At 53.7% G+C, this 15,196-nt stretch carries 15 protein-coding genes and 2 pseudogenes; 2 read left to right on the top strand and 15 right to left on the bottom strand.

The window, feature by feature from the left end:
- The first annotated feature begins 111 nt into the window (after positions 1-111).
- Positions 112-1,020, top strand: a complete 909-nt coding sequence (locus tag FNY10_RS00600; RefSeq protein WP_131047473.1) for a LysR family transcriptional regulator — start codon at positions 112-114, stop codon at positions 1,018-1,020.
- 6 nt (positions 1,021-1,026) lie between these two features.
- Here FNY10_RS00600 and FNY10_RS00595 read toward each other — a convergent pair whose 3' ends face one another.
- From FNY10_RS00595 to FNY10_RS00530, 14 genes are all read right to left on the bottom strand, one after another.
- Positions 1,027-1,608 (bottom strand): tyrosine-type DNA invertase, encoded by a 582-nt coding sequence (locus tag FNY10_RS00595; RefSeq protein WP_100683207.1) that lies wholly within the window; start codon positions 1,606-1,608, stop codon positions 1,027-1,029.
- A 311-nt stretch (positions 1,609-1,919) separates the two neighbouring features.
- Positions 1,920-2,144: an Hha/YmoA family nucleoid-associated regulatory protein gene (locus tag FNY10_RS00590; protein WP_131047472.1), complete on the bottom strand. Its 225-nt coding sequence runs from the start codon at positions 2,142-2,144 to the stop codon at positions 1,920-1,922.
- A gap of 260 nt (positions 2,145-2,404) precedes the next feature.
- On the bottom strand, positions 2,405-3,136 hold the full coding sequence (locus FNY10_RS00585; protein WP_160702195.1) for a LuxR C-terminal-related transcriptional regulator: 732 nt from the start codon (positions 3,134-3,136) through the stop codon (positions 2,405-2,407).
- Positions 3,129-3,389: a hypothetical protein gene (locus tag FNY10_RS00580; protein WP_160702197.1), complete on the bottom strand. Its 261-nt coding sequence runs from the start codon at positions 3,387-3,389 to the stop codon at positions 3,129-3,131. The genes FNY10_RS00585 and FNY10_RS00580 overlap by 8 nt, the downstream gene beginning before the upstream one ends.
- On the bottom strand, positions 3,386-4,186 hold the full coding sequence (locus tag FNY10_RS00575) for an EAL domain-containing protein (RefSeq protein ID WP_100683092.1): 801 nt from the start codon (positions 4,184-4,186) through the stop codon (positions 3,386-3,388). Before FNY10_RS00575 ends, FNY10_RS00580 begins: the two co-directional genes overlap by 4 nt.
- A 210-nt stretch (positions 4,187-4,396) precedes the next feature.
- Positions 4,397-5,167, bottom strand: coding sequence for an outer membrane beta-barrel protein (locus FNY10_RS00570; RefSeq protein ID WP_160702199.1), 771 nt, complete (start codon positions 5,165-5,167; stop codon positions 4,397-4,399).
- 193 nt (positions 5,168-5,360) lie between these two features.
- On the bottom strand, positions 5,361-6,353 hold the full coding sequence (locus tag FNY10_RS00565; RefSeq protein WP_160702201.1) for a fimbrial protein: 993 nt from the start codon (positions 6,351-6,353) through the stop codon (positions 5,361-5,363).
- 13 nt (positions 6,354-6,366) lie between these two features.
- Entirely contained in the window at positions 6,367-6,888 is a 522-nt protein-coding gene (locus FNY10_RS00560; protein ID WP_160702203.1) for a fimbrial protein, read from the bottom strand.
- Positions 6,889-6,898: 10 nt separating this feature from the next.
- Entirely contained in the window at positions 6,899-7,435 is a 537-nt protein-coding gene (locus FNY10_RS00555) for a fimbrial protein (RefSeq protein WP_407081240.1), read from the bottom strand.
- Between the two features lie 11 nt (positions 7,436-7,446).
- A complete protein-coding gene (locus FNY10_RS00550) occupies positions 7,447-10,059 on the bottom strand; it encodes a fimbrial biogenesis usher protein (protein WP_160702205.1) in 2,613 nt (870 codons plus the stop codon).
- A gap of 61 nt (positions 10,060-10,120) precedes the next feature.
- Complete coding sequence (locus FNY10_RS00545) at positions 10,121-10,810, bottom strand: fimbria/pilus periplasmic chaperone (protein ID WP_100683087.1); 690 nt, start codon at positions 10,808-10,810, stop codon at positions 10,121-10,123.
- Positions 10,811-10,895: 85 nt separating this feature from the next.
- On the bottom strand, positions 10,896-11,447 hold the full coding sequence (locus tag FNY10_RS00540; protein ID WP_100683205.1) for a fimbrial protein: 552 nt from the start codon (positions 11,445-11,447) through the stop codon (positions 10,896-10,898).
- A 66-nt stretch (positions 11,448-11,513) separates the two neighbouring features.
- On the bottom strand, positions 11,514-12,062 hold the full coding sequence (fimA, locus tag FNY10_RS00535) for a type 1 fimbrial major subunit FimA (protein ID WP_100683086.1): 549 nt from the start codon (positions 12,060-12,062) through the stop codon (positions 11,514-11,516).
- A 522-nt stretch (positions 12,063-12,584) separates the two neighbouring features.
- Positions 12,585-13,190: a tyrosine-type DNA invertase gene (locus FNY10_RS00530; protein ID WP_100683085.1), complete on the bottom strand. Its 606-nt coding sequence runs from the start codon at positions 13,188-13,190 to the stop codon at positions 12,585-12,587.
- A 477-nt stretch (positions 13,191-13,667) separates the two neighbouring features.
- Here FNY10_RS00530 and FNY10_RS00525 point away from each other — a divergent pair.
- Positions 13,668-13,852: pseudogene (locus FNY10_RS00525) on the top strand (fructose-bisphosphate aldolase); the annotation flags it as partial.
- Positions 13,853-13,940: 88 nt separating this feature from the next.
- Here FNY10_RS00525 and FNY10_RS00520 read toward each other — a convergent pair.
- Positions 13,941-15,115 (bottom strand): annotated as a pseudogene (locus FNY10_RS00520) (amidohydrolase family protein); the annotation flags it as partial.
- Between the last annotated feature and the right edge of the window lie 81 nt (positions 15,116-15,196).

Here is a 15,196-nt window from a genome sequence, read left to right as displayed (position 1 = left end):
CGATGAAGCATTCATATACTATTTGTCTGTTCACCGTAAACTTTCCGGCAAGGGATATATATCTTGTACCTGAGACTGGTATGTAATGCTTTTACATCGAGATAGACACTAATGGATAAATCGATACCAAACCTACAGGATTTAATTTACTTTGTGATTACAGGGAGGTCATCAAGTATAACCGCAGCAAGTATTGAATCGGGTATTCCAGTTGCAACATTATCAAGAAGGATCTCAGCCCTGGAAAAAAGGGTTAATATCCAGCTATTCACCAGAACATCTCGAGGAATAGTTCTGACTGAAATTGGCAGACACTATCTTAAGTACGCGGATGCTATTATTAAAAACGCGACAGATCTGGAACGAGAGATGAAGGACTCACACAATTCTCTTTCCGGGGTATTACGCGTTTCTTTACCGGTGGATTTTGGTATATATTTTATATCCCCGCTTATGAATAGATTTTCTACATCCTATCCCAACATCAGATTTATTTTCGACACCACCCCTGTCAAAGTCAATATCACTGAAAGGCAAATAGATATATGCATTCGCATCGGTGACATTAGTGATATGTCTCTTATCGCCAGGCCTGTCGGTTTTCTATGTCGCAAACTATATGCCTCCCCTGCTTATCTGAGACAATATAAAACCCCTGAACATCCGGATGATCTTATTCACCATCAATGCATTCTGCCTTCATACATGAAAGAGCCGGAAAAATGGGTTTTGTTCAGAGGAAATGATATTACCCGAATCAATGTCTCTGGCATTTACTCTGCAAACAATATATCCATGATGCTAAAACTCTCGGAGAATAATGGCGGAATTGCTGTTTTGACGCCTGAAATCATTCACCGAGAGCTGAGCTCCAGGGCTATCGTCCCCATTCTGGAAGAGTGGTCTTTTAAGCCTTTACCTGTATATATCATTACAGGCACCAGAAATATTTCAAAAAGCGCTCGTCTTTTCCTGGATTATATTAATAGCCAGCTTAGTGTAATCCTCAATAGTCACTGAGCCCTCTTACACAGCTATAGGGGGCGTGGTAGCACTCCCCCACAACCCGGTAAATCGATTAAAGTTGCTTTTAGTATAGAGTACCGTATGTCGAATATTCCGGTGCCCTAAATAATCCTGAATCAATCTGGTATCAGTTCCACGTTCAGCAAGTTTATATCCACATGAATGACGTAACATATGAGGATGAACTCTGAAACCTATGTTACTTTCAACGCCACATTTAGATATAATTTTCCAGGCCTGCGAACGCGAGATTGCTGCCCCTGAGGAAGTCGTAAATATGGCCTCAGATGTCACGCTGGTGGATGTCATTTTTTTCAAACTTAACCATTTACTTAAAGCATGACATTCATCTTCTGACAACGGATGATATACTGAAAAACCATTTTTAAGTCTTTTTACATAAATAACTCCTGATTGTATATCAACATCCGCCATCGTGAGAGCAAGAAGTTCACTTATTCTGAACCCATGGCGATATGCCATCAAAATCATACAGTAGTTCCTCTCTGCATTCATGCCCTTATTTGCAGAATCTAAAAGTAAGTTTATTTCATGCTCTGTGAGATATTTTCTTTTTTTCATATTAATACCCGGCATTGATTTATTATTTTCTTAGTTCACTTCAAAATATAAGGGATTCTATTTTATGTAAGCAGCAAGGTAAGTAAATAGACATTATTGATAATAAGGATTCCATTTATGGAAACGTAATGACGACGAGACTACGACTTTCCCATTCGCGGCGTCTAGGCCATTCCCGTAATAACAGCGGGAGTGATCATCTATGTCTGTCCTCAGAGATAGCCAGCCACCGGCGCCAGCAGCCATCCCCGTCGCAATTTTTACCCGGATATTTATTTCCTGAGATTCCTTTCCCAGAACGATATGGCATCTCAGCGCACATAGCGCCAGACGTAAGACGGCACACGGTCAAAAAACTGCCCCGTGACTAACTCCGCCCGTCGGTGGTCGGCGGCCGATCGCAGGACCTCCCGCTGGCCCGACGGCAGTTTCTCTTCCATGTGTGCCACCACTAATTCCAGCGTTTCCTTACTGTGAATACGCCGCAGTTTACGAACCAGCTCCATCCTGCCCGGTAATTCTGCCTTCTCTCTCATACGCTGACCTCACCCCCACAGCCGCCAGAAAAACCACACGGCAAAACCACACCACGCGCACCATATCGCCTTGTGCAGCAGCGCTAACCCCCATTCTGGAAAAGAGCCGGACTCATTTTCACTCTTCACCCCGGTCCCCCTACAGCAACAACCGGTACAGTAAACATCCAACGCCATACCAGAACACCACGCAGAACATCGCGCACGCCAGCCACACTTTTCCCCTGAATGACAGTCCCATCCCACCTCTCCTCGCTCTTTTATCTTGTTCTTTCATCTTTGATCTTCTTTTTCAGATCCAGGATTTCATACCCGCAGCGGGGTCCCCCTGGTTTCTGCATTTGCGCAATGCGCCATGAAAACGTCATCTGCCGCCCCTGGTCTGACCGCTTCGACAGGTTTTGCCGGTAAGCCGCCACCGTCCTGTAACTGATATTCATCACTTTCGCCGATGTCTTCAGTCCCAGACCGTCTGCCTGTGTCACCAGACACTCCAGCTCATGTGGCGTCAGATTCACCTCGCGGGTCAGCATCAGCCCCTCGGTCACGGCCGGACTCATGACGGTATCCGGCCACGCGCCCCCTGCCATCCGCAGAGCCTGCCGTAGTACGCCCAGCGATTCCTGGCGCAGAACCACGACTGACGGACTGCGGTTCACGACCGCCTTCAGCAGAAGCGGGTCGGTCTGCGCCGTGCACACCATCACCCGACAGCGCCCCCCCTGGCACAGCCCCTGCAGTGCATCCAGCATCGCTATCCCTTCCTGCAGACTGCTCTGCTGATCCAGCAGTTCAGTGATAATCAGCACCCGGGCCTCCGGCTGACTGGCGCGCAACGCCACCAGCCGTTCGTACAGGGCACTCAGACTGGGCAGCAGTTCGCTGCAGGGTCGTCCTGCCGCCTCGTCAGCCAGATCGCACAGCACCATTCCGGTCAGGGCCAGACTGTCCATCACCAGAGTCCGGTCAAAAGCCAGAAGAGGTTCAGGCATGCCGTCCCCCATAGCCCGGTGGTTGCAGGGCATACCAGTCCAGCGGACTGTTTCCGTCCTTCGGATTAAGGGAATAGACCTGGTCCTGGGGGCCGGTACTGATCTGCACCAGAATGTGGCGGGCAGGCACCATGAACATCACCGTCAGCGGCCGGTCCGTACGCGGTGTCGGCCTGTTATACCCGCCCCCAGACTGGAGGATCGCCAGCAGTGGCAGCAAGAGAGGTATCAGCCAGATAAAAAAAGATCTCATCGGTTATGCTCCGTCAGTGAGGGCAGATGATCCGGCAGGTCGGCCAGCTGCGCCGCCGCCACCTCAGGCCACAGCCATCCCTGGCAGGCATCAAGTCCCGAGCAGGCCACAACCTCCAGCAGTTCCTGAGTCTCAACGCCCTCAGCGATAAGCTGTGCTCCCTGAGCCCGCACAAGAGTGGCAAGTGAGCATAGAAACGAGGGCCCCTCCGGCAAGGCGGTCAGGTCCCGGAACAGGTGCCGGTCGAGCTTCACGCCCTCAAACACCCCGGACAACAGCCAGGTGAGTCCCGTGGTTCCAGCCCCAAAGTCATCCAGCCACAGCGGCGCCAGCGGCTGTAGGGCTGACAGAAGCGGGTCCTGCTCCGGCCGGTTATCCGGACTGAGGAAGCGTTCGCTGACCTCCAGGCGCAGCCAGGGCGCAAGCAGACTGGCCGACTCCGATACATCCGGATCGGCAAGGATCCGCAGAGCCAGAGTACGAGAGACATTAAGGCTGACCGACAGGCGTCGGGTGGCACACCAGGGGGCCAGCAGCGTCAGGACTTCAAGCTGCCAGACCAGGATGCGTCGTTGTTCCGTCAGGGGGATCTGGGCAAAAAACATCTCCGGGGAGGCCGCCACCCCGCTGTCACGATCGGCGATACGCGACAGCATCTCCAGGGCTATCAGGCTACCGTCAGGGGAAAAAATCGGTCCGAAGACCGGCGAAAGCTGCCAGACCCGGCCAAAGGCCGGAACGGTCAGCAGCAGTGATGACGTCACCATATCCGGTACCGGGATGCGGGTTATTACCATGTTGTTCTCTCCGCCGGTATTCTCCGGCGCTGGTGTATATACTGATATCAGCGATGTGGTCAGGCAGGGTTTCCCCCGGTGCCTGACCCGTTCTCTGGCTCCCTGGTGTGGCGCCGGAGAGATGGCGGTGACGGTTCCATCACCGCACTGTTGTTATTTTTTACGGCCCCGCTCTCCCGCCAGGAAAAATGAGACAGGACAGCAGGAGCATCAGAAGGTGTAGCGCAGGCCCAACTGAAGCGTGTGCAACTGAAGATGAGTGTGGCTTTTCCAGGTCGAGGTGATGATGCCGTTACTGGCCGTCCCCTCAGTGGTGACATCACCGGCGTTAGTGAACAGATATCCGGCATCAAGCGACAGAGCAGGCGTGAGAGCCCAGGCAACCCCGGCCCCCAAAGACCATGCCATCTGAGTGTTGTTCTGACTGAAGGTGTCAGAGCTAAAAGATAGCCCGGCAGACGACTGACTCAGCGAAGCGGCATTTTTCAGCAATGCCACACCAACCCCGCCTGTGATATAGGGCGTGAATGGCGTCCCGGTGGTGTAATCGTAATAACCGTTCAGCATCAGTGTGCTGACCCGGGTCTTCTGTTGACGCTGTACTGATACGGGCAGGTTCTGAATGAATTTGCCACTATCGACCCAGCCACTGGTCATGGTAGTGTTCAGCGTGCTGTTCTGACTGACCTCTCCACCGGCAAGATATGCCAGTTCGAGGCGGACAGGCTGCTCCCAGTCGGTAGAAAACTCATACCCCATTGCAAAAGAAGGGGTAAAATTGATTCTGTTGGCCGACGGAACATCGATCTCCCCGACGGTATTATTCAGTCCCCCGGCCAGCATGGAGCTGGACAGAGTATTTTCCGTTGAGCGCACCTGCGTGGCCCCGGCTTTTGCAGCAACATAAAATCCGGATGCACTGGCCATTCCGGTATGCCCGGCCAGAATAACGGCAATCCCCAGTACTAATTTATTCATCATATTTTCCTCACCACCGGTTAATTTATTCAGCCCGAAACATGACAACGCACGGCCGCATAAATTAAACGACCATCGTTTATTATTCAAAAAGCAGAATATAAATCGTTTTAAAACACCCCACCCAGGCTGAAGCCAGCTTCAGTGAGGCTCATTAAAATAAAAGCGACACGTTCTCTGGATATTAAAACTCACATCACTGGTAAATAAATGTCACGCCAATGATCGACTGCACATTACCGGCAATAACCTGACCACCGGTAGTGGCATAATTTGCTGTCAACCCCAGATTAACTGCAGATGTCCCCACGATACCCAAAGACACATTACTGCCGGCAACTATCACACCGTTAGCATTGGAAATCTGCACCCCCACGCCCTGAGCAGGCGATGAACCGGCGGTGTTAGAGAAAATATTATTTCCGTTAGCCGCATTGGTGGTAGTCCCCGTGAGATAATAGGCCAGATTTTTATTACCAGAAGGGCAGTTTACCGTTAAACCCACTGGAGTTGCACCACCCGGATAATCAGGTAGCTGGACAATAATATTTCGTGATGAAACATCACAGCCACCTATAGGCACAACTACATCATTAAGCGCATATAAATTCCATGTATAGGTGTCATCAGGTACAGTTTGCGCCCCGGTACTATAGACAATATTTCTTTTGCGAAGTCTGATGCTTGCGAAATACTCACCTGTTTTAATAACAACGCCTCCAGCGGAATTTGTTAAAATTGGAGTAAGGTATAACTTTGCTTGCCAGGGATAATATTGAAAAGAAAAAGGGGGGCCAGGCATAGCAAAACTTGTTGCACCTTGCAAAGGAAATGCATAAGAATTCCCATAATAATTGAGTGTTCCTGAAAAACTTGCCAGCCCATTTGAAAAACTCGAACCTGCTTCTGCACTAAGTATATCCTGAAATGGTGAGTTAGATTGGTTAGCGCATCGGATGGAACTTGATAAATCCACAACAAGGTTCTGATTAACGCCTACCTGAGGAGACAAATTAACACCAAAACTAACAGTGTAATTTTGACCACCAGAGCCGGGCACTACGCCAGCTGGACTAATACATGAAAAAGCACTGGCAAAAAAAGGACACTGCAATAATATAACCCCGAAAAAAATACGACTTATCTTTTTAAAGAATATGAATTTAAGTTTGTGAGGTTTATAGCTCATTATTACCTCCATATCAGGCATAAGTATAAGTAACATTAACCACAGCCTGAATACTCCCCTGCGTGGCATTCCCGTTCACCGTGATCGCCCGTACCTGCAGCGGAAAACTCACTGTCTGCGCCGGATAGCTCACGGCCAGCTGCTTTGTCGCCCCATTCGGCAGGTTGGTTCCGGCATTGTCCGCCAGCTGCAGAGCGATGCTTCCCGCCCCGCCCTGGTTGGCATAGTAAAGTCCGGAGCTGTCCGCCGTCCCGCTGAACGTCGCTTTCACCTGCGAAGTCCCAACCGGACAGTTCGTCAGATCCAGACTGACCGACTGCCAGCCCGACGTCGAACCGGCAGAAACCAGATCAAAGGTAAATAAATTTCCCAGATCCACCGTGGTGGACGTCGTCGATACCGTACATGGCCGGGCCACCACCTTTCCGTTCACGGTAATGGTCACGTCGGCAGCCCGGGCCGGCACACCGCTGGCCAGCAGCAGGGCCGCCCCCAACAGACCACACCACCGGGATGCCGTTAAATTGTTCTTCATCTGCCGCTCCTCACTGAAACTCCAGTGTAAAATTTGCCGTTGCACTGACCGCACCGGCCACCACCGACGTCTGCGTTGCCATCATCCGGGCATAAAAACTCAGCGTGTTGGCCTGCCCTCCGCTCAGCGCCGACCAGTTCAGGTTCTGGGAGCTGGCGTTAATCGCCAGCGGATTCTTACCCGCATCCAGTATCTGGATCCCCAGTCCCGCCGCCGCCCCGCTGCCGCCATCAATTTTCAGCAGGGTCGCGTTATCCGGGTCCGCCGTCCCCGTAAACCCCACCTTCACCCCCGTGGCCGCCGCCCCGCAGGGTGACAGGGTGATACTGAACGGTACCGGGTACCAGGTGGTCTCTCCGGGTTTAAATAGCTGCTTCGCAGAGTTCGTCATCAGGTCCACGGTCTGATTCTGGGAGCCTGCAGCAACGCGGCACATGTTGTCCCGGACATAACCGGTAATGGTGATGGTGCTGTCAGCCGCCTGCACCGGCAGCCCGACGGTAATGGGGGACAGCAGCATCAACGCCATTACTGTTCTTTTCATCATTGATCTGCTCCTCACCGGCATTCCGCCGTGACATCACTCAGGGCCTGTTTCTGACTGTCCACCGGCAGTTTGTAAGCGACATGGCACTGCCCGTCTGCACTGTCATTCCATTTCGCCGTCAGCGTTCCCTTCTGCGCCAGCCCTGTCAGGTACACCTGTCCGCCGTCCGCCACGATGCTGCTGTTCTTCCCGTCCTCCGTGGACACCAGCGCACCAAACGGTACCGGTTTCCCGTTATGCATCAGCGTCATCAGCACCTTCATCCCCACCCGCGCCGTGAATTCCGCCCGCACTATCGCCCCGTGCGTCGGTACCACATTCGCCACGGCATCATCCAGGTCCACATTATCCGGCAGCGTGTTCGTATTCAGCGCAATCCGGTTCTCGCGATAATCCGAGGCATATGGCAGAACGGCATACCCCCGCCAGTCCGTTTTCACCCCGGACTGATTCTCCAGCGCCACATTCCCCGCCCCCGGCGCCTTCACCAGCACGGCGGTATCGTTCAGCGGCTGACTCAGCGTCACACCATCTGCGTGCGCCAACACCCCGCCACTCAGGCCATAGTAGAGCTGGTTAAAGCCGCTGCCCCGACTGAAGCCCACATTACTGTTCGCCGACGCCCCGCGGTAACTTAGCGACGCTGACCCGGTACTGCCGCTGCTGCCGGCATTTCCCCCGCTCGCATACCCGCTCTGTACGCTGTAGCTCAGGTTGTTCCCCTCCAGCAGGGTGCCGTAAATCCCGGCCTGGTTGGTCATTCCACCTTTCAGGTCATCCGTCATGCTGTAACTGGCACTGGCGTTACGGAAGACAGACCGGCTGTCAGAACGCATCCACAGACTGAACGGCACGTTCACGTTCAGCGACAGCGTCTGGTCGTAGCCCCCGTTCATCTGCCAGGCATACTTCGACACCCCGTAGCCCAGTGTATAGTTCACCCCGTAAACATCGCCGCTGTAGCCCGCCTGCAGTTGCACATCGTTACGGTCCGTCGCCCAGTAACTCTGGTGACTTCCGGTCAGATACAAGGTTGCCGTACGTCCCACCTGTTGGGACAGCGTCAGCTGTAACCGCCCGCGTTTGTTGTAGCGCAGATTGTAATAATCGGTATATTTCGGCACTACCTGGATGGCCTGATCCTCAGTAACCACCGTATACCCGCTCATCCGGTTGTACGCCGTATCTGCCAGGGTAAAATACCCCTGGGTCGAATACCGGTAACCAACCAGCTGAATGTTGGTGCCCAGCTCAGTCAGCGACTTGCTGTACAGGAAACGCAGGGACTGCCCCTGGCGGGAGCTGTCATCCGGGAGTGTGGCATTCGCCTGCGTGATATCCGCTGACACGGCCCCGAACACCCCCATGTTCTTACCCACGCCCAGGTTAAATGCCCGGTAGTTATCCGATAACTGAGTGCCGCCATATGCCGTCCAGCCATCATTCAACCCCCACAGTACTGTCCCCTGAGCGAAAGTCGGTGTGTCCTGCTGCTGATTACCGCTGCGGAACTGTCCCACCGTGGCGGCGTATTTAACCCGTCCTTCACGCTGCAGGACCGGCACAGAAGACCACGGCACGCTGAACACCTGCGTGGAGCCATTGGCTTCCTGCACGGTCACCTGCAAATCACCGCTGTTCCCCGCCGCATAAAGATCACCGATAGTGAACGGACCCGGCGGTACGGTGGTCTGGTAAATCTCATACCCGTTTTGTTTAATGCTGACCCGCGCCGTTCCCCTGGCGACACCATGAATAACCGGGGCGAACCCCCGCAGGCTGTCTGCCAGCATGTTATCGTCTGAAGCTATCTGCACACCGCGGAAGTTCAGCCCATCGAAAACATCTCCCGGGGTGTAGCTGTCCCCGAGCGTCAGCCGCGAGCGCCAGGACGCAATGTCACGCTCGGCATAAGTGTTCACATGCGTCCATTTATTCTGCGCCCCGGTGTTGCCACCGCTGCTGTAATTCCAGGTACTGTTGTCGCGAAACCGCCAGGCCCCAAGATTGAAACCACCATCCAGGCTCAGGTAGGCATAGTTGCTGTTTGTCCCCTGTGAGGTCACCGTGTTGCCATTGAAGCTGTAATTCAGCAGGGCGGCATTAATCCCGTTATCCCACAGTTCAGGCGGTACGGCGCCCCGCGCGCTGGCGGACATAAATGTCTGGGGAACGCTGACATACAACCGTTGCCGGCCGACATCAAAGCGTGTCGATGCATCCGCTATCAGCGTCGTCAGCGGTACACAGGCATCCGCCGCCAGGGCAGCTATCCCCGGAACCGCCGCCGTTTTCACCCCCATCGCCATTATCTGGCCCCGCGTCAGGCACGGCTCCAGGTGGCCGCCTTTCGCCGGTGCGCTGAACGTCACATCCCGGGTAGTGAAGTAACCGTCATTGATGTAGATATCCACCCGGTAACGTCCCGGTGGAGCCTCCAGTCCTTTTTCAAATGCCGACAGGTCAGCCACCGCCGACGGGTCATCAGACAGAAAGCGTGGGTTAAAATAACTGTCAGCGCGGACAGGCTCACAGCCTGCAGCCATCATCATCAGCACCAGAGGCGCTATCAGAAAACGAGGGGATCTCCCCGTCACTCCTGCGATTCTTCGTTGTTTTTTCATTCTTTCGCCCTGCGTACCTGCTGACTGTGTAGAATTCATCTTTCATGCCGGCCGGACCGTCTTACTGCATGATGCCCCGGGTCTTCGGCGTCAGCGCACCGTAATCATTAATGGTCTGGAATGTGATGTCCTGCCCGGCATCCGCCGGCAGCTTCACCGTACTCTCCCCTTTCGGGGCGACCATGGTGTTTCCCAGGATGCGTGTGCCTGCATTCAACTGAACCACTGTCAGAAAATAGGGAGTGGGGTTGATCACCGTCAGCACGCCAGCACTGCGGCGAAAGCGTAGCTGTTCCCATGCTTTATCCGGTGCGGGGTTCAGCCCCAGCGGCCGGTAAAACAGCTTGATACGGCTGGTGATAGCCAGTTGCAGGGTGTTAGCTTTCATCTGGCTTTTGTCCACAGATGGAATGGCTTTAACGTTGACCCAGAACAGGCTTTCCCGATCCGCAGGCAGACTGTGGTTTGTCGCGTCAATAATCCGCAGGGTGTTCTCTTTTTTACCCTGCATCACGAACAGGGGTGGCGTTATCACAAACCGACCATCTTTCTTCCCGTCACTGTTTTCCACCCATGACTGGATGAGAAAGGTGTTGCGGTCATCACTGTTGTTCACCCCCAGAGAAACCTGCTTCTGGTCTGCCTGATAAATCACCCGTGTTGCGCCCAACGCTACACCAGCCTGCGCCTGTGCCGAAACGGCCACCATCAGAGCGGCTGCGACTCCTGCCACTGTCCTGCGTATTGTCATTGTGATGTTCTCGTCCTGCTCTTTTAATCCGGACAGGCGGCGGCCCGAGCCATCCCCTGCGCCACTCACCGGTATCACCGGTCATTTATTCATATGTGAGATAAAACCATGCCTGGGCATTCGCCTGACCGCCGGTTACGACCCGCCCCGTCGCCCGATATTTCGCCACCAGGTCAAGCGTCACGGGTCCCGCCTGTAGTTTCTGCCGGGTTGTTGGCACCGGACTGTTGACGGGAATAAGCACCCCCTGACGATCAAACAGCGCCACCCCCACGTTGGTGGCAATCCCCGGCCCCTCTCCGATGGAAAGCACATCCGGCTGTTTGCCATCACCCACGCCACGAAACTGAATAGCCACATAGCGGCTGACGTTCGTATTACAATTCAACAGCTGAATATGAAAAGGGACCGGATCAGTATCCTCACCAACCCGATGAAAACGGTTGCTGCTGACCTGTCCCATTGAAACCGTCAAAGTCCGGTCACCGGCCTGTACCTCGCAAGCGTCAGCAATGACTTCCCCCTGAAAACGCATCTGCCCACCAGGCAGATAAACATGCCAGCCTCTGGACATGGCGGTGGAAGAAGCCAGCAGTAACAGCAGTGCCATTCCGGCACTGTTTCGTAGCTTTAGCATCATTCACTCCCCCGACGAGTTGCGAAACGGGCACTCCCTTGCCCGGCATATTTTTCGCTGGATAAATTACTGGTACTGCACTTTGAAGTTTGCCTGGCCGTTGGCGTTACCTGCCGTCGCCGCGCCGGTCGCATAGTACTGGGCTTCAAACGGAATAAGGTTAGTGCCGGTGCTCAGCGTGGTGGTCGCGCTGAAGGTGTTACCGTCCAGCCCCAGAGCAGCGCCGGTACGGTCAAGGATCTGGATACCTACGTTGGTGGCATTACCCGCTGCAGAGCTGTCCAGCGACAGCACCGTCGGGTTGGCGCTGTTAATGGCCACGCCGCTGAAGCCGACGGATGCCAGAGTGGAAACAGTAAGGTCGCAGTCATCCAGTTGGATATTGAACGGAACTTTGGAGCTAGTTTTACCGGCTGAGCCCAGAGTGCTGGATTTAACCTGTCCCATCTGGACGGTCTGGTTCACGGAGTTAGCGTCCACGGCACAGGCAGCGTTTACCACCGAACCAGTGAAGTGCACAGTACCGCCATTGACGATGTTTGTAGCCGCCTGCGCAGAAACTCCGGCGAAAGAAAGGGATGCCATCAGAGCGGAGAGCGCAATAATTTTTTTCATACTGTTTTCCTTGATTAAATTAACGTTTCATGAACATGAAATGCGTGACGGTCGCACTTCGTCCTGACAGCCTGTCAGAGTCCCCCGGACTTTTTTCGCAGCCCGTTTTACCCCTTCAGCTGGACCGCCATATTCCGTTCAGTTTTCACCCAACAATGAAACAGTTAGGACCAAACTGTTTACTGTTATTCCATGCTAAGGAATAGAAAAATTTAAAAATTAAATACTATTAAAAAGATAAAAATTTATTATTTAAGGAATAAAATGCTGACAAAATGGAATGAAATGGAAATGGACGGAGGTGCGATGATTTAAAGCCCGGAAAAACATGGCGAGATGTGGCTGAAATGTAAGGTCTGTGTAAATTCAGTGGAAATTTAATTTGTTAACATTCATATAGTTAAAGTTAGTTTCTGAAGAAATACTGAAATGACTATTGCAAAATTTTACAGTTCAATCCAGACTGTAGACAGTTTGGTCCTAATTGTTTACACCTCGCCTTTTTTTTATACGAAATATCAATCACTTATTCCTCCTTTTTTTCTTGTGTAAATCAATGTCAAGACGGTTTTCTCGCTCCCATAATCCGGTAAAACGCGCAGCATTGCTGGCCGTATAGCGGACCGTGTGGCGTATATTTCTGTGCCCGAGATAGTCCTGAATCAGCCGGGTATCAGTGCCCCGCTCTGCCAGTTCGTAACCACAGGCATGTCGCAGCATATGCGGGTGAGTGGCGGTATTCAGCCCGCTACGCTCGCCGCTATTGCGGACAATGCGCCACGCCTGCTGGCGCGACAGCGGCGTTCCACGAGTGGAGATAAACACGATTTCCGGCAGGATCGGCTTCTGCCAGGTCTCCCTGACCCGCATCCAGGCCTCCAGAGCCCGTCGTTCATCGGGCATCAGCGGGTGAACAGTGGAAAAGCCTTGTTTGAGGCGGCTCACGATAATGCGACCTCCCTGCAGATCAAGATCCCGGAACCGTAGTCCAAGAAGTTCACTGATGCGCAAACCATGACGGAAGGCCAGCAGTATAAGGCAGCAATCGCGGGCACCGGTTTGCCCGCCGGAGACGGCCTGCATCATGTGGCTGACTTCACGCCAGGTTAGAAATTTACGTTTGCTCATGGAGCACCTCCGTGACGGTCGCTGACCGTCAGATAAAAAACATTAATAAAAACATGGAAATATCCATTCTGATACTGGACGGGGCGCATAATACACCAGACGGCGTATTTTTCAGGAAAGTATCCAGGCGCGGAGAACGGGTCAATGACCTGGACAGAAGAAAGGTCAGGCAGCAGGAGAAATTAGTCAGTAAAATGCTATTCCGTTTATTCAAGTATTTCGAACAATGCTCCCCAGGGACAAGCAAACTTGATACGCCCCCTTAAGGAGCGAATTTTTCTCTCCATGTCATGTCAATCCTGGCTTTTTCCAGGAGGTATTTTTGAGCGTTTCCGGTGTGAGATGAAATGCACTGAAATCCCGCGATGCTATTAACCACATCCGGTCTGAGCATCTGCCCCTGAAATACAAAACGCCTGATGATATTCATCAGGCGTTTTACAGGCAGAAAACTGTCAACCGATATCAGGACTAGCCACGGCAAAAATTAACATCAACACGGAAATATGTACGCCAGGTACGGGACCGTGAAGGCGCCGTTCTCCGCCGATAACGGTCACGATATTAACGATCCGCGCAAAGTTATCCGGCAAGGCTTGCTGCCCGTGCGCGAGATGGTCGCCCGCCGGATCCCGCTATTTGGCTCTCAGAACCGGGGCTAAGCCCGGCATATCGTTGATGCGTCATCAGATGGTCGCGCTACGCACTCCCCCGGAGTCTCGCCGGGGGAGTGCGCTAACCTGTCAGAGGCTAAAACGCGAAGCAGGAGCAGCCCATCACGCCCCGGAACGCCTGCTCGTCCGACATCGGCAGCGACGACTGACGGGCAATATCATGCTGATGACCGTGCACGCCGCAGCTACCGCAGCACTGGTGCATCTGGGCTATCGCCCCGACTTTCGCCGCCGCAGGGTCCCCAGTCCCACCGGCACCTCCAGCGCCAGCATTTTCGCCACCGGTGGCGTATGCTTAAGCGCCTCTTTGCCATAGCGATCGACAAAATATTCGCCCTGGAAAGCCATTCGGTGCTGCACCGCGATACCGCCGCCGAGCGCCTTCACGCGCTCAATATTCCGCTCGGTAATGGTCTCCGCATGGTCAAAGAACCAGTTCAGGCCGTTAAACGGAATATCGCGGTTCACCTTCTCAAAAACATCCAGCATCCGGCTGATGGATTCATCATAGGTGGCATGCAGGTGGAACGGCCAGCGGTGCTCCACCCGCTCCAGCTCATCTTCCATCCCTTCCGGCAGGTCAGGGCGCGGTTGCAGAAAATCTTCAAAATCCGCCGCCGGGAAGACCAGCATTTCACCAGCGCCGTTGGCGCGGAAAAAGTCGGTCCCCTGCCCCGGTTTCAGCATATCGGCCCAGCGTTCGAAATCATCCAGCTCCTGTTTTGGCCGCTGGGTAAACAGGTTATAGGCAATACGCACGGTCATCTGCTGTTGCGCATGCAGCTGTTCAATAATTTCATAATCTTTCGGATAGTTCTGGAAACCACCCCCGGCATCAATCGCGCTGGTAAGGCCAAGCCGGTTCAGCTCACGCATAAACTGGCGCGTCGAATTGACCTGCTGCTCCAGCGGCAGTTTCGGCCCTTTCGCCAGGGTCGCGTAGAGGATCATCGCGTTAGGTTTAGCGATCAGCATCCCGGTGGGGTTACCGCGGCCATCGCGCACCCACTGCGGAGACGGCGTGCGATCGGCCTGATCTTTCAGCATCCACAGCGCGTCCGCCAGCGACGGAACCCCCTCCCAGCTCAGCTCGAGATTATAATTCAGTCCGCCGCGGATCAGGTGCAGGTGGAAATCGTTGAGACCGGGGATCACCGTATGGCCTTGCAGATCGACTATCTGCGTCCCCTGGGCAGCAAAACTCATGATCCGATCGCTGCTGCCGGTAGCGAGGATCTTGCCGTAGGCGATCGGCCTCATTGAGCAACGCCGCAAAAGATCTGGAAAAACAGTCCGTACAGCTGGGAGCTGGCTGGAGCCAGGGAAGAGCGG

Source organism: Klebsiella sp. Lac1 (assembly GCF_009825425.1).
Classification (GTDB): domain Bacteria; phylum Pseudomonadota; class Gammaproteobacteria; order Enterobacterales; family Enterobacteriaceae; genus Klebsiella; species Klebsiella electrica.
Note: the sequence above shows the minus strand (reverse complement) of the source record. Positions and strands in the feature narration are given on the sequence as shown.

Excerpts from the sequence above, each read along its gene's own strand:
- FNY10_RS00600 (WP_131047473.1), top strand. The coding sequence starts at position 112 with ATGGATAAATCGATACCAAACCTACAGGATTTAATTTACTTTGTGATT.
- FNY10_RS00595 (WP_100683207.1), bottom strand. The coding sequence starts at position 1,608 with ATGAAAAAAAGAAAATATCTCACAGAGCATGAAATAAACTTACTTTTA.
- FNY10_RS00590 (WP_131047472.1), bottom strand. The coding sequence starts at position 2,144 with ATGAGAGAGAAGGCAGAATTACCGGGCAGGATGGAGCTGGTTCGTAAA.
- FNY10_RS00585 (WP_160702195.1), bottom strand. The coding sequence starts at position 3,136 with ATGCCTGAACCTCTTCTGGCTTTTGACCGGACTCTGGTGATGGACAGT.
- FNY10_RS00580 (WP_160702197.1), bottom strand. The coding sequence starts at position 3,389 with ATGAGATCTTTTTTTATCTGGCTGATACCTCTCTTGCTGCCACTGCTG.
- FNY10_RS00575 (WP_100683092.1), bottom strand. The coding sequence starts at position 4,186 with ATGGTAATAACCCGCATCCCGGTACCGGATATGGTGACGTCATCACTG.
- FNY10_RS00570 (WP_160702199.1), bottom strand. The coding sequence starts at position 5,167 with ATGATGAATAAATTAGTACTGGGGATTGCCGTTATTCTGGCCGGGCAT.
- FNY10_RS00565 (WP_160702201.1), bottom strand. The coding sequence starts at position 6,353 with ATGAGCTATAAACCTCACAAACTTAAATTCATATTCTTTAAAAAGATA.
- FNY10_RS00560 (WP_160702203.1), bottom strand. The coding sequence starts at position 6,888 with ATGAAGAACAATTTAACGGCATCCCGGTGGTGTGGTCTGTTGGGGGCG.
- FNY10_RS00555 (WP_407081240.1), bottom strand. The coding sequence starts at position 7,435 with ATGATGAAAAGAACAGTAATGGCGTTGATGCTGCTGTCCCCCATTACC.
- FNY10_RS00550 (WP_160702205.1), bottom strand. The coding sequence starts at position 10,059 with ATGAAAAAACAACGAAGAATCGCAGGAGTGACGGGGAGATCCCCTCGT.
- FNY10_RS00545 (WP_100683087.1), bottom strand. The coding sequence starts at position 10,810 with ATGACAATACGCAGGACAGTGGCAGGAGTCGCAGCCGCTCTGATGGTG.
- FNY10_RS00540 (WP_100683205.1), bottom strand. The coding sequence starts at position 11,447 with ATGCTAAAGCTACGAAACAGTGCCGGAATGGCACTGCTGTTACTGCTG.
- fimA (WP_100683086.1), bottom strand. The coding sequence starts at position 12,062 with ATGAAAAAAATTATTGCGCTCTCCGCTCTGATGGCATCCCTTTCTTTC.
- FNY10_RS00530 (WP_100683085.1), bottom strand. The coding sequence starts at position 13,190 with ATGAGCAAACGTAAATTTCTAACCTGGCGTGAAGTCAGCCACATGATG.